The organism is Pseudoalteromonas sp. J2K-J979 (genome assembly GCF_058169715.2).
The window spans coordinates 2,844,911-2,859,027 of the sequence record NZ_CM200281.1 but is presented as its reverse complement, the minus strand read 5'-3'; the positions used below and the strand labels follow the sequence as shown (position 1 = coordinate 2,859,027).

Annotated in this window: 10 protein-coding genes; 9 read left to right on the top strand and 1 reads right to left on the bottom strand. The window is 37.8% G+C overall.

Annotated features, from left to right (window positions below; genetic code table 11):
* Nucleotide 1 precedes the first annotated feature (1 nt).
* The 9 genes from AC3KVK_RS13100 to AC3KVK_RS13060 all read left to right on the top strand — a co-directional run bounded on the left by AC3KVK_RS13100 (nt 2) and on the right by AC3KVK_RS13060 (nt 12,914).
* A complete protein-coding gene (locus tag AC3KVK_RS13100) occupies nt 2-1,450 on the top strand; it encodes an O-antigen ligase family protein (protein WP_490311614.1) in 1,449 nt (482 codons plus the stop codon).
* A 117-nt stretch (nt 1,451-1,567) separates the two neighbouring features.
* The gene (locus AC3KVK_RS13095) at nt 1,568-3,271 is read left to right on the top strand and encodes a right-handed parallel beta-helix repeat-containing protein (protein ID WP_490311613.1); all 1,704 of its coding nucleotides are present in this window, start codon (nt 1,568-1,570) and stop codon (nt 3,269-3,271) included.
* A gap of 150 nt (nt 3,272-3,421) precedes the next feature.
* Nucleotides 3,422-4,570, top strand: coding sequence for a glycosyltransferase family 4 protein (locus tag AC3KVK_RS13090; protein ID WP_490311612.1), 1,149 nt, complete (start codon nt 3,422-3,424; stop codon nt 4,568-4,570).
* Nucleotides 4,571-4,672: 102 nt separating this feature from the next.
* Nucleotides 4,673-5,950: a Vi polysaccharide biosynthesis UDP-N-acetylglucosamine C-6 dehydrogenase TviB gene (tviB, locus tag AC3KVK_RS13085; RefSeq protein WP_490311611.1), complete on the top strand. Its 1,278-nt coding sequence runs from the start codon at nt 4,673-4,675 to the stop codon at nt 5,948-5,950.
* Between the two features lie 62 nt (nt 5,951-6,012).
* Nucleotides 6,013-7,038 carry a polysaccharide deacetylase family protein gene (locus AC3KVK_RS13080; protein WP_490311610.1) on the top strand — a complete coding sequence of 342 codons (1,026 nt, stop codon included), beginning with the start codon at nt 6,013-6,015 and terminating at the stop codon, nt 7,036-7,038.
* Between the two features lie 56 nt (nt 7,039-7,094).
* Nucleotides 7,095-8,228, top strand: coding sequence for a glycosyltransferase family 4 protein (locus AC3KVK_RS13075; protein ID WP_490311609.1), 1,134 nt, complete (start codon nt 7,095-7,097; stop codon nt 8,226-8,228).
* 2 nt (nt 8,229-8,230) lie between these two features.
* On the top strand, nt 8,231-9,367 hold the full coding sequence (locus AC3KVK_RS13070) for a glycosyltransferase family 4 protein (RefSeq protein WP_490311608.1): 1,137 nt from the start codon (nt 8,231-8,233) through the stop codon (nt 9,365-9,367).
* Between the two features lie 27 nt (nt 9,368-9,394).
* Entirely contained in the window at nt 9,395-10,903 is a 1,509-nt protein-coding gene (locus AC3KVK_RS13065; RefSeq protein WP_490311607.1) for an exosortase/archaeosortase family protein, read from the top strand.
* 10 nt (nt 10,904-10,913) lie between these two features.
* Nucleotides 10,914-12,914 carry an alginate lyase family protein gene (locus AC3KVK_RS13060; RefSeq protein ID WP_490311606.1) on the top strand — a complete coding sequence of 667 codons (2,001 nt, stop codon included), beginning with the start codon at nt 10,914-10,916 and terminating at the stop codon, nt 12,912-12,914.
* Here AC3KVK_RS13060 and AC3KVK_RS13055 read toward each other — a convergent pair.
* Nucleotides 12,904-14,043 carry a GNAT family N-acetyltransferase gene (locus tag AC3KVK_RS13055; protein WP_490311605.1) on the bottom strand — a complete coding sequence of 380 codons (1,140 nt, stop codon included), beginning with the start codon at nt 14,041-14,043 and terminating at the stop codon, nt 12,904-12,906. The genes AC3KVK_RS13060 and AC3KVK_RS13055 overlap by 11 nt on opposite strands.
* Nucleotides 14,044-14,117 lie beyond the last annotated feature (74 nt).

The window sequence follows — 14,117 nt, the reverse complement described above, 5'->3', positions numbered from 1 at the left end:
TGTGATTCGAATTACGCTTCTTACTTTTTTAATAGCTTACTTGTCGGCTTATGCGTGGAAAGATTGGTTTCGCACTGCTTGCTGGTTGATCTTATTGATGTCTATTTTTCAACACCCTGACATGCCGAAGGCAGTTGGCGGGGTACCAGGTTTAAATCACTGGAATTTTCTGTTCATGAACGTGGTGATGTCATGGGTTGTAAATCGCAAAAAGCAAAAGCTGGTATGGGAAATGCCCCCTATTTTCAATACCTTATTGATTTTTTATGCTGTATTTATCGTTTCTAGTGTTATTCGGTATTTATATGATCATTCAGGGGTCGATCTGCTTGTTGCGACATATGGTGGGAAGCCTTATTTAGGTGCCACGGCTATTAATGAATATTTAATCAATTGCTTTAAATGGGTTATCCCTTCGTTAATTATCTTTGATGGCTGCCGTGATCGCAAACAATACAATATAGCGGTATTAGCATTAGTTTTGATGTATTTACTACTTGCATTACAAGTTATAAAAGCGATGAAACTAGGATCTTTGACTATGAGTGGCGAGGGCTTACAGCGTAAAGCCTTGAAAATTATTACGAACAGCGTTGGATTTCATCGTGTCAATATATCGATGATGATGAGTGGGGCCTTTTGGGCAATGTTTTGTTTAAAAGAGTTTGCAACGACGAAACAATTTTGGCTGTTTATTGTACCAAGTTGTATTGCCATCCTAATGGCAATGGCTATGACAGGAGGTAGAACAGGATATGGGACATGGGCCGTGCTTGGCTTTATATTCTGTATGTTTAAATGGCGAAAATATTTAATGTTGGCGCCTTTTATGTTGATCGGAGTTATCACTTTTGCACCCGCTGCGGTCGATCGGCTACTTCAAGGTTTTGTTGCTGATGAGTCCATCGAAGTACAAGAAACCAACTTTGAACAAGAGAAAGTTGATTTACATGCTGTGACTTCTGGCCGAGTCTATGCTTGGCCAAAAGTAATAGAGGGAATTGCAGATGCACCATTTTTTGGTTATGGCCGTAATGCAATGCAAAATAATGGAATTACCATGCGTTTGAAGCAAGAATATGGTGAAGGAGAAAGCTTCCCCCATCCTCATAATGCGTATTTAGAATGGATATTAGATAATGGCTATATAGGGGCGGTACCTGTATTTTTATTTTATTTACTTATTTTGAAGATCTCTTGGCAACTTTTTCGGGATGACACAAACAAATTATATGTAGTCACAGGAGGTATTTCTTTATCTTTATTATTGGCCTTTTTGATTGCATCAAATGGAAGTCAGACATTTTATCCTAGAGAAGGTGCTGTCGGTATGTGGGTCGCAATAGCATTAACTCTGAGAGTATTCGTAGAAAGAAAAAAAGTAAAGCAAGGGAAAGGGAGTCTATTGCTTGGTTCTAACCCTGTCGAGGAGACTCTTAAGAAACTTTAAGATTTAACCGAGTTAGCTAGCTTATGCTAGTATATTCAAGTACTAAAATAATGAGCTTAATGGATTTTGAGCTTTGTTTTTGCACTGAATTTCAATTATTAAATAATGGACAAAGTTATGAAAAAAATTAAATTATACAAGTGCTTACCTTTCGTACTGACTTTTACTTTTTCTGGGTTAGCAGCTTCCGAGGTTTTACTGCCGCATGGAGTGCCTGATCCGATTAACACGTGGGTAGATGCTAATTTTCAAGGGCAAGTCGTTAACCCTTTAACAGGAGTTGCTCCACAATCTTGGCAAGCAGCTAAAGATCTGGGGTTACCGGCATTCTATATAGATAGTGCTCATTCGAACGCAACGAATTCTAATAATCCATTCGGCTCTCCAAGTGCACCTAGATTAACTATACCTGAAGGAGATTACGCTGCAGGTTCATACATAGAAATACACGGTGGACCTTATGATGGAGGGGGGCAGATCATTTTTAATGCTAATGGAACCCCTGATAAGCCAATATGGTTTCGTGGGGCTTCCTTGGAAAATAAAGCTGTAATTAATGGTGAAACGATCGTAAAAGGCAAGTATGTTTTTATCGAAAATATTAGGTTTGAACAGAAAGCCTTAAGTCTGAGAACTCATAACAATAGCAGCTTATCTCATGTTGTTATTCGTAATTCAATATTTGTTGGAGATGGTGAGCTTAGTAGATTTGGTAATGCTATCGCAATTTATAGTTTGAATGATGCTGACCGATTCCATGACTTCGTTATTTATAATAACGAGATATCACAGAGAGGGAATGATTTCGATGATGTTGATACCGCATTGGGTGCAACTACTGAAAATGACGCTCATGGCGTTCATCCTGATTTAAATGTTGATCGTGTTTGGATATTAAAGAATAAGATTCATAATTTAGGGGGCGACTCGGTGCAAGTGGGACGGGCAACCATACCAGATCAGAAGCGTCCTCGAGACATTTATATAGCAGATAATGAGTTTCATAGTAACTTAGAAAACGGTGTGGATGTCAAAGAAGCAGATAACACTTTAATTATAGGAAATAAAATTTATAACTGGCGAGAGCATAAAGGAAATCCTTCAACAGGTGCCGCCATTGTAATTCATAATCAAGCAGACAATACATGGGTCGTTAATAATCATATTTATAATGCTGCTGATGGTGTATTAATATCTCAAGGTGCAACAGAAACTTGGGTTGTTGGTAATGTTATAGAGAATATCAGGCATTCTCATTGGGATTTAGGTTGGGATCCTAAAAGTATTTATTCAACTGGTTCAGCTATACACTTTCGCGGTGCTCCTTCTGGTGGTGCTGTAAATAATACATTAATTAATATTGATAAGGGGATAGAATCTTCCAGTGGAGGATTCTTGTTCATAAATAATATTATTAATGAGAGGAATGAAGTTGATAGTTATGATATTGCAGCTGCTTCATCGAAAGCTGTAAATGATGTTGCAAATAATCTCATTTTTCACAAAAACTATCAGTTCAATTATAAATATGCTACTTGCCCTACGTGTATTCATGAAGAGCCTAAATTTTCACCTTCAGAGGGGGAGACTAGATATGCAATTGATAATACTAGCCCTGCTATTTCTTCTGGATCATCAATATCAGAAATACTGACTCGATATGAGAGTGTTTTTAAAGCCCCTTTAACCCTTGATATAACAGGAAATAATAGGGTTTTGGGTACAGTGGATATTGGTGCATACGAGAACCAAAATAACGCAGATTTTAATGATGTCTCTTTACCTCTTGCGCCAACGTTAATCGAAGTGATAGAGCAGTAAAGATATATTTCAGCCTTTAGCGTGAAGCTAAAGGCTGAAAGCTAATATGTAATAGTATATAACTATTTTTTTATACTCTCATTGCCAATAATATTGATACTATATATTGGTTAAAATAATTAAAAATTTTTATTTTTAGGGTGATTTTAATTGGATAAGGGAATAAACATTGTTCACTATTGGGGGGGAGCACCGATCGTGCCTAACTCAAAGTGGTTACGGACACTAAAGTTAATTGAACAGTGCGATAAAAATGGTTGGAACAATTGGTTAGTATTATCGCAACCAATTGAACAAAGTTTAATCCAACCGTATTTAGATGCTGGTTGCGAAATTATTTACCAACCAAGATCTAAAGGGAATTTTGATCTTTCGAGTGTTATTCGAAATTTTAAATTACTAAAACGTCTCAACTGTACATTATTTCATTGTAATAATGACCATACAAGCCCGATGATCGCTGCTGCCCTAGCAGGTGTTCCGGTTAAAATTTGGTCAAAGTTAGCTATGTCTTCTTATTATGAAAATAATACGGAGGCAAAGGGATTGCGTAAGTTGTTTCCAAGTTTAAGAGTTACCACTTTTTTTTCTGATAAAGTTCTTGCAATAAGTCATGCAGTGAAAGATGAGCTAATTCAACAGATAGGTTTTGCTAATAAAATAGACGTGATCAATGCTCCCGTTCCAACTGAAAAATATCTGTTAGCCTCAAAAGTCGGTATTAGAGAAGCGTTTAATTTTGCCGATGATGACATTGTTATTACGGCTGTCGGCCATAGTGTCAAAGTCAAAGGCTGGGATATCGCAATTAAAGCCTTTGCTTTAGTTGCTGACAAAGCTCCTAATGCAACGTTATTGTTGGTTGGTAAACATACATCACTAAGCTTTCATCAGAAACTAAACGAGCTGATTAGCTCTTTAGGTTTACAAGACCGCGTGATGTTTTCCGGTGCTCGCAGTGATGTGGATTGTATTCTAAAAGCGAGTGACATCTTTATTTTTCCATCTCGTTCTGAAGGCGTAGGGGCTGCGCTCATCGAGGCGCAAGCTGCTGGCTTACCTTGTGTAGCAAGTAATACGGGGGGAATTCCAGAAGTGATTGAAGATGGTGTGAACGGCTTTCTATTTCAACGAGAAAATTATGAACAATTAGCTAATAAAGTGAATTCATTAATATCAGATCCTGATTTGCGAACCCAATTCTCTCAAGCAGCACAGCAAAATTTGGCAAAATATACAATTGAGCGTTATGTCAACAATGTGGCAGCACTATACAAAAAATTACTAAAAATGGGCTGAGCTATTTCATTTCCCACTCAACTAATTGACGTTATGAAAACTATATAAATAACGTAAAAAATTAAAAATTTATACAAACTTCTTTTGGAAAGGATTCAATTAATGTTCGAACTCTCTAATACAAAACTAGCGATTATCGGCTTAGGTTATGTTGGCTTACCTTTAGCCGCAGAATTTGGTAAGCATTACAATACTGTCGGTTTTGACATTAGCTCAGCCAGAGTTGGTGAATTAAATGATGGTGTTGACTCGAATCTAGAGTGTTCTTCAGATGATCTAAAAGCAGCAACATTGCTTAAGTATAGTTGCAGCATTGAAGATTTAAAGCAGAGCAATGTATACATCGTTACGGTTCCAACTCCAATTGATAGTGATAAACAACCCGATTTAACGCCATTGATTAAAGCAAGTGAAATGTTAGGTACGGTAATCGAAGCGGGTGATGTTGTTATTTATGAATCGACTGTTTATCCAGGTGCCACCGAGGAAATTTGTATTCCTGTTTTAGAAAAAGTATCAGGTTTGGTATTTAATGTTGATTTTTATGCGGGCTATAGTCCTGAGCGGATTAACCCGGGGGACAAAGAGCGCCGAGTGACTAATATATTAAAAGTGACCTCGGGATCTACCCCTGCTGTTGCAGATTATATTGATGCTATTTATAAATCGATTATCACAGCAGGAACTCATAAAGCACCTTCAATTAAAGTGGCTGAGGCAGCTAAAGTTATCGAAAATACACAGCGTGATGTCAATATAGCCTTGATTAATGAGTTGGCCATCATATTTAATAAGCTCGGTGTTGATACCTTAGATGTATTAGAAGCTGCTGGAACTAAGTGGAACTTTTTACCTTTTAGGCCGGGTTTAGTTGGTGGGCATTGTATTGGCGTAGACCCATATTATTTGACGCATAAAGCAGAGTCAGCAGGCTATTACCCAGATATGATATTAGCAGGGCGTCGGATTAACGATGGTATGGGGGCGTATGTTGTTTCTCAGCTGGTAAAAAAAATGCTTAAAGAACGCATTCATGTGAGCGGTGCAAAAGTCTTAATAATGGGGCTTACATTTAAAGAAAATTGTCCTGATTTACGTAACACGCGAGTGGTCGATATTGTCAAAGAATTGAAATCGTACGATATTGTTCCTGACATTGTTGATCCATGGTGCTCAAACGATGATGCTGAAAAAGAATACGGTTTGTCTTTAACTCACACTCCTCAGGCTGATACTTATGATGCGATTATTCTTGCCGTTGCGCATAATGAATATAAGTCTTTAAACCCGTCAGATGTCAGAAAACTAGGTAAAGCTAAGCATGTCCTTTACGATTTGAAGTATATTTTACCTAAAGGTGATGTTGATATCCGTTTGTAATATAAAGTAATTTTGTTTATAGATTTTAAATGGATTTATTTTTGTACTAAAGGGTGTGCTTGATGATAGGTAAAGTTTTATTAAAGAGAATGCTCTTTGGTTTAGGGTTTAAATTTGGCTTTATACCCGCGCGTCACCAGAATAATCGTGATGCAGTATGTGTACTGATGGTGCATGGTGTGATGGCGAAACATGCTCACAGCCAATGGGAGCCTCTACGCTCCCAACTTTCTCCATCTGAATTTCAGCGGACATTGGCTATATTGTCCTGTTTTTATCAGTTTGTTGATATTGAACAGGCCATTCAGCTAATTGAGGGTAAACAACCGGCAATTCAAAATGCTTTGCTCATCACTTTTGACGATGGCTATCGCAATAATCTAGATTACGCTCTGCCAATCTGTAAGCAATTTTCTATCAAACCTTTGTTGTTTGTTACTACGGGTAATGTTGAATCGGGTCGTCCATTTAAAGTCGACCGACTAGATTATGCATTACAGCAGAATATGGGTGAAGTACTGTCACTTGAGCATCAAGGTCGTAAATATCACTTTGATGCGACTTCTCGAAATGCTTTGATAAAAAGCTACAAGGTGTTTAGGGATACGTGTAAGCAGGAATTTCGTAATGATATTGAGATGGGGGCGCTATTTGATGCTCTGTGTGAGCAATTAGAGCAAAAAAGTGGTTTGTCTCTGAATGCAATTTGTGACCAAGATGATTGGTCGGCAATTGTGTCTTGGCAACAATTACGTGAAGCCGTTCACTCTGATAGTATTGATGTCGCAAGTCACACTGTAGAACATTGGCGAGTTGATTGCTTACCTGAAAGTGAACTAATTATTCAGCTACAGCAGTCAAAGTTGCAACTTGAGCAAAACTTAGGGATAGAGTGTCGCTATTTTTGTTATCCAAATGGAAGTTATAACAAGCTATCAATCAGTACATTGCGCAAACTTGGGTACCGTGCTGCTTTTTCTACGGATGTCGGTTTGTGCAGAGTCAAGGATGATTTAATGATGTTAAAACGTTTTAATTTTCCTGCCCAAAAATCTAAGTCTGAGCTACTTCATCTTTTGAATCAATAATTCATTATTTGTAGCATTTTATCGAGTTTATTATTTCATTATAGGTTGTATTTAGCATGTTGAATATATGTCTTGTAGCGCATTTTGCATACGATGCCGTTAAAGGTGGTAATGCTGGTTTTATCGGTGGGGTTGAAAGGCAGACAACTCTAATGGCTAAATGGTTAGTTGCTAGAGGACATAAAGTCTCTTTATTAACTTGGGCAGATGGAAGCTCTGAAGATGAATTGATTGATGGTATTAATGTAATAAAAATTTGCAGACGAGATGCGGGTATTCCAGGGCTTCGTTTCTTTTATCCACGTTGGAGCGGTTTGATTAATGCAATGAAAAGAGCTAATGCTGATGTGTATTACCAAAACTGCGGCGAATATATAACAGGTCAAATTGCCATGTGGTGTAAAAGTAATAATAAACAATTTTTATACTCATTGGCGAGTGATGCGGATGCGGATGCTTCCTTACCTGTAATGACTAAGTTACGTGAGCGCGTTCTGTATCGTTATGGATTGAAAAATGCAGACCGGATTCTTGCGCAAACAAATAAGCAGGTTGATTTACTGCTTGATGGATTCAATTTAGAGTCCACTGTGATGCCGATGCCTTGCCCAGGCCCTAATAATAGCGAATATCAGCGATTAGCTTTTAACTCGGATAAAATAACTGTTTTATGGGCTGCACGTATTCACCCTTGCAAAAGGCTCGAACTTTTACTGCAAGTTGCAGAAGAGCTCCCTGAAATTCAATTTATTGTTGGAGGAAGTCCGCTTGAAGAGGATGAGTACTCTGATGGCTTATTTAAGAAAATGGAACAATTGGAGAATGTTACATATTTAGGAATGGTGGGGAGGGAATCCATGCCAGAACTTTATCGCTCGAGTACGTTATTCTGTTGTACTTCTGAGTATGAAGGCTTTCCAAATACGTTTTTAGAAGCTTGGAGTCAAGGGTTGCCAATAGTGTCTACTTTTGATCCTGATAGTTTAATACAAAAAAGAAAATTAGGTTTTTATGCAAGTAATAAAGATGAATTGGTACGAGGTATAGAAGCTATATCTGGTAACTCCAATGTGTGGGATGAATGTTCTTTAAATGCACGTGAATACTACCAAGAAAATCATTCGGTAGATGAAGTGATGCAACGTTTCGAGAGCATTTTTAGCGAACTTTCAAATAAGGCTAAGGACTAGTCATGCAATCTATTAAACTTGCTTTTGTAACTCAATTTCCAATTGATATTAATCGTCCCTTAGGTGGCGTTGAAGCTGTAAGTGTTAACTTGGTGCGATCTTTAGCTGCATATAGTGGGTTAGATATTCATGTTATCACGCTTTGTCCAGAAACAAAGGTTGATACGATTGAGTTATGGGGAGAAGTGACTCTTCATCGCTTGGTTAAACCACAAGGTAGTGAACTGACTAATGCTTTGGGTAAGGGTAGAAAAAAAATTGAGCAAGAGATTGATAAATTGAAGCCAGACCTTATTCATGCGCATGATACTTATGGCATTATGGTCAAAAATATCGCTATAGCAAAAGTATTTACTGTACATGGCTTTATATATGGGGACACACTTCTGGCAAATGGGCAGTTCAAAAAGTTACGCTCAAAGATTTGGGAGGTAGTCGAAAAAGGCAGTTGGGCAAAGCAGCCCAATATAATTTCGATTAGTCCTTATGTTAGAGAACGAGTTTCATCTGTTTCTAATGCCACTATCTTTGATATAGATAATCCAATTTCAGATGCGTTTTTTAAGCTAACCCGTGATGAGCATAGGGGGAAAATCTTTACATCGGCAGTGATCAGCCCCAGAAAAAATACTTTACGGTTAATAAAAGCTGTTAAATTAATGGTTGATGACGGAGTAGATGTAGAGTTGCGCATTGCTGGAAGTGTCGGTGATCAGGGTTATATGGATCAAATACTCGCTTACATTGCCCAACATCAACTTGATAATCACATCACTCTTTTGGGGCGGATTTCGACCCAAGAGGTCATGAAAGAACTAACTCATGCGTCGATATATGCGTTAGCTTCATTAGAAGAAAATTCGCCAATGGGGATCGAGGAAGCAATGGCTGTTGGTGTGCCTGTGGTGACTTCTAACCGATGTGGGATGCCTTATATGGTTAGAAATGGTGAGACGGGTTTTTTGATTAACCCTTTCGATGAATCAAATATAGCGGCTAAATGTAAGCAGATATTGAATGATACTTCTTTGAAAGAAGCGATGACACGACAATCAAAATTGCTTGCTTTGGATCTTTATCATTCTGAAAGTGTCGCAAGAAGAACTTTCGCTGTTTACCAAGAAGTAGTAAGTCAATAATATGCCCTGGTGCATGGAGCGTTTACAGTGCTAGACAATAAACAATACCCACATTTTTTCTTTAGCCTGGGGCTATTGCTGATATGCCTATTTAATTACCCTATATTAATTAGTATCTTTGATGAGTGGAACAGTAATGGCCCTTATAGCCATGGTTTTCTAGGGTTTGCGGTTGCTTTATATGGATTGTGGATTAAGCGCTTAGTCTTCATTGAGCTACCAACTCGACCTAGTCTGCTAGGGGGCGGCGCGCTTATAGGATCTTTATTGGTGTTGATGTTGAGCTCATTCGCGAGTATCCAGCAATTACAGCAATTGAGCTTTTTTATGGTGGCTATTAGTTATTTTTTAGCTATTTACGGTTGGCCAGCATTTAAATTGTATTTGTGCCCGTTTGCAATGATTTTATTGATATTACCCATGTGGAGTGTGTTGCAATATCCATTACGAGAAATATCTACCTGGGTCGGATACCACGCAGTTAATTTATTGGGAATTCCAATAGAGCGGGAGGGCTACCGGTTAATTGCGCCTGGGGGAATGTTTGATGTTGAGCCGGCATGCTCAGGGTTGGGGTTCTTTTTGGTATCAGCTCTAATGGCTGTGTGTTTGGCTTATTTTAATCGTTTACCTTTGCGCAAAGGACTTCAGTTTTTACTGATCGCATTGAGTGTGTCAATTGTAGCGAATTGGTTGCGCATAATAGTCATTATTTTGGTTGGTAATCACACACAAATGCAGCATTTCATTGTTAATGACCACCTGACGTTTGGCTGGTTTGTTTTTGCAGGTTGCCTTGTACCACTTATTTATATCGCTCGAACATACTTTTCTGGTGAGGTAGATGTTGAATTGGAAGCCGACAAAAAAGTTTTCTTTGTCGGTAAAGTATCTGATTCAAAAAAGAATAATACATTTTTTTATATGAGCCTATTATTTGTACTTATTGCTTTATCATTTTTACAATTGTTTTTACCTACTCGGTTTGACGCGAGTTATAAGCTTGATCTTCCAGCTATCAGCCAATTTAAATTAGTTAAAGGAAACCTGCCAAGTAGCCCAAATTGGCAGCCGAAGTTCAGTGGGGTCAGTTCTGAATCTTTCTATTTTTACCAATCAATAGCGCATCCCGAAATTAATATTCAAGCTTATTTGGGCAACTATGTGTATCAAGCACAAGGCAGTGAAATGATTTTTGTTAAGAACAGTTTTTTTAACAAGAATCGTTGGAACAAAACGATACAACCAGAATTTTCGGGGGTACTGTCTGCGCATGCTGAGTACACTTTTTTAACGCGAGGTGCAGATAGGCACCGCATAATTGCATCGTTTTATATTGTCGATGGTCAAATCAGTGTTGATAAAAAGATAACCAAATTCAATGAAGTAAAAGCCACGATATTGGGTCGACCTGGAGCATCAGTTGTTGCCGTTATGATCGATTATTCTGCAATTCAAGAAGTCGAGGCTTTTAATGTACTTAATCAGTTTATTGAGGGAGTAATCCGTTCTCCTCAATTTTTATTACAGCAATAAGAAGGACATTATGCAGTCTGTTACTTGGTATGTTAAACGTATAAAAATGATGTCAGTCAGTGAAATTATCTGGCGGGTCACCTCTTTGATTAATGCTTGGGTTGAGCGGTTTCGAGTTCAGTTCGATTTGGTACCAAGTGCTAGGTTTGATCGCGATTTTGATGAAAAAGCTGATTTTAAAGGTGGTTTTTCTGTCTTTGATGGCAATATAACCTCATATTCAGACTTATGGCGTGAGCCTTTAATATCTAAAGCTGATTTAATTCTTGAAAACAAACTCAGTTACTTTGATTTAAAGGAGTGTGATTTAGAAACTCCAATAAATTGGCATAAAGATCATAGCGCTAATATTGTCGCCAGTTTAGATCATATTTTGGCAGTGAATTACCGAGACTTTCCAAATAACGGTGATTGTAAGCTGGTGTGGGAGCCTAATCGCCATCATCAATTTGTTGTGCTTGCTCGCGCATATAAAGTAAGTGGTGAATTGAAATATGCTCAAGGGGTTGTAGATCAGCTAACGTCTTGGCTTGATGCTAATCCTTATGGTCGAGGAATGAACTGGAGAAGTCCTCTTGAGCTAGCTATTCGGTTGATTAATTGGGTTTGGGCAATTGATCTCATTAAATCATCAGGCTTATTTGTGGGGGAATTTAAACAAAGAGTGTTGGAGAGTGTTTACTTACATTGTCGTGATGTGAGCGGAAAATTTTCTCAAGGCACATCAGCGAATAACCACTTAGTTGGTGAGGCGGCGGGGGTTTACATTGCGGCTTGTTATTTCGATATGCTTGACGATGCGAAAATGTGGCAAGAAAAAAGTAAATTGGTGCTCGAAACTGAGATTCAAGCCCAAACATTTTTAGATGGTTGCACTAAAGAGCATGCATTTAGTTACCAATTTTTTGTTTATCAGTTTTATTTATTTACGGCTTTAACGGGAAAATTGAAAAGAGATAATTTTAGTGCCGAGTATTGGTCTACGTTGAACTCTCTGTCTTTGTTTATCGCAAAAGTAGCGCAAGGGGGGGGGGAATACCCGATGTTGGGTGACCAAGATGATGGATATGTACTTGATTTAGGAGATCATGTTCATAATATTAATGCGCTATGTGATGTTATGGGGTACTTCTTTAATGACCCAATATATAACAGCTTGTCTATGGAAAAGAGTGAAACATCATTTTGGTTATTTGATGAAAGAATGGATAAAATGTCGTGTGAAGGTTTAGCCGATGTTCCTCTTGCATCTATGGACTTTTCAGATTCAGGGTATTATTTACTTCAGGGAGGGAAAATCGAAGATCGCAATCAAGCCAGTGTTTTATTCGATTGTGCGGAGTTAGGATACACAGCGATAGCGGCTCATGGGCATGCTGATGCATTAAGTTTAGTTGTTCGAATTAATCAATTAGACTTATTTGTTGATACAGGCACATTTGATTATTTTAGTTATCCACAGTGGCGTAATCATTTTCGCTCAACGAAAGCACATAATACGGTTGAAGTCGACGGTGTTGATCAATCTGTGATGACAGGCCCATTTATGTGGGAGCAGCATGCCAAAACGACGTTAATAAATTGGTCTCCAAGCGAGACAGGTGGGAAAATCAGCGCTTCTCATTCTGGTTACCAACGTTTAGTTCAGCCAGTACAGCATCAACGAAGTGTTCTATTGGATACTCAAGAGCGGTTGCTCGAAGTAATCGATACAATTAATACGGATGGGGAGCATGATATTGCTATTTATTTCCATCTATCTGAATATTGTCATGAGCTTGAAGTGCTTGAGCATGGTTGTCGTTTAAAGCTCGGTGATGACTTTATTGTTTTAAGCTTCAGCAAAGAGCTATCTATTTCTATCATTCAAGGTCAAGGGGAAAGTTTACCTGTTGAACCGTGTGTTGGTTGGTTAAGCCGTGGTTATCATCAACAGGTCGCGATTAGTACGATTTGTTTGAAAGCTAGAGTTGCCCATAATACAGAATTTAAAACTCAAATTAGTTGGTAGCTTTTTTTTCAATAACTGCATTTAGATAGCGCCCTGTAGGCCAAATTGGTTTAAATGAAAACGGGGCGTTTTTTAATTTCTTGTTCCAGATAAATACGTTGTGGCCAACCCTTCTTTTAGCTAACCAACGACGTTTGTGATCTGTGTAAATACCTAAAAAATCATAGGAATTGAGTTTTTCTTCTAGGCAAGTTGAAAATGAGTAATATCGTAATAACTGACCTATCCCTGGTAGTAACTTAGGGTTAAATCCCTCTTGAATTGCTAAAAATTGTTTATTGTAAACGTAGCCGTACTGCATAGCTTGTGTTTCTCCGTCGATTACTAACTCAAACAATTTTAACTGCTTTTTTTCAAGTGCTATCGGGGCATAACAATGATAGAAATGTTTCATCATTGGTCTTTTAGCAAAAGATCCTGTAATTCCTACTTCTGCCCAGCGCATGTTATGTAAATTAAATAAGGTTTCAAGTTTCTCGCTGAGTTGGTTTTGGTCAGTAACTTGCGAAATGTACCATTGACTTGATTTATTCAACCGTGTGCGTGTTTGTTTGATATTGGTTCTAAGACTTTTAGATAACAGAGGTAATATATCCATTGGGATGTCATCAAGTTGTGTGATAGCGAACTCAACTTCTCTGAGATTTACTTTTAAATTTTCTCTTTCGATACAGTTTAATAAATCTTGCCCTCCAGTATTCCAAGAGGCGATGTTTTTAATCCAAATGAAATCCCATATATGATTTGTTTCGTGTAAGTGTTTGAAAAATATATCCCTTAAATTACCATAATTACTATTAACTATAAGGTTACTATATTCTGAGCCAACGCCATTATCTCCAAGCACTTGTAATGCTTTGTAATTGCAAAAACCAAATAGTCTATATTTTTGTATGTATAGAGGTGCGATCGCTATAAGTGAATTGTTATAGGTAATGGTTATAATATAGGGACTTTGTATATGGGGGTTACAAATACGCCAACAGTTTATCCAGTCCCATGTCAAAAAAAGATTGTTTGTATCTGAAATGGTAATTAGTTCATTCCATTGATCTTTTAGAGAATTAAAATTTTCCCATGAAGTTATGGTGTTGATTGATATTGATTTTTTCTCTAGTTGAATCGCCATAATAACTTCCTAATTCTATGGAAAGTAATGATAAAATACTATAAAATAAGCGGCTTAATTTATCTCTAAATATT

Coding starts and splice junctions, on each gene's coding strand:
- AC3KVK_RS13095 (WP_490311613.1), top strand. CDS start 1,568: ATGAAAAAAATTAAATTATACAAGTGCTTACCTTTCGTACTGACTTTT.
- tviB (WP_490311611.1), top strand. CDS start 4,673: ATGTTCGAACTCTCTAATACAAAACTAGCGATTATCGGCTTAGGTTAT.
- AC3KVK_RS13080 (WP_490311610.1), top strand. CDS start 6,013: ATGATAGGTAAAGTTTTATTAAAGAGAATGCTCTTTGGTTTAGGGTTT.
- AC3KVK_RS13075 (WP_490311609.1), top strand. CDS start 7,095: ATGTTGAATATATGTCTTGTAGCGCATTTTGCATACGATGCCGTTAAA.
- AC3KVK_RS13070 (WP_490311608.1), top strand. CDS start 8,231: ATGCAATCTATTAAACTTGCTTTTGTAACTCAATTTCCAATTGATATT.
- AC3KVK_RS13060 (WP_490311606.1), top strand. CDS start 10,914: ATGCAGTCTGTTACTTGGTATGTTAAACGTATAAAAATGATGTCAGTC.
- AC3KVK_RS13055 (WP_490311605.1), bottom strand. CDS start 14,043: ATGGCGATTCAACTAGAGAAAAAATCAATATCAATCAACACCATAACT.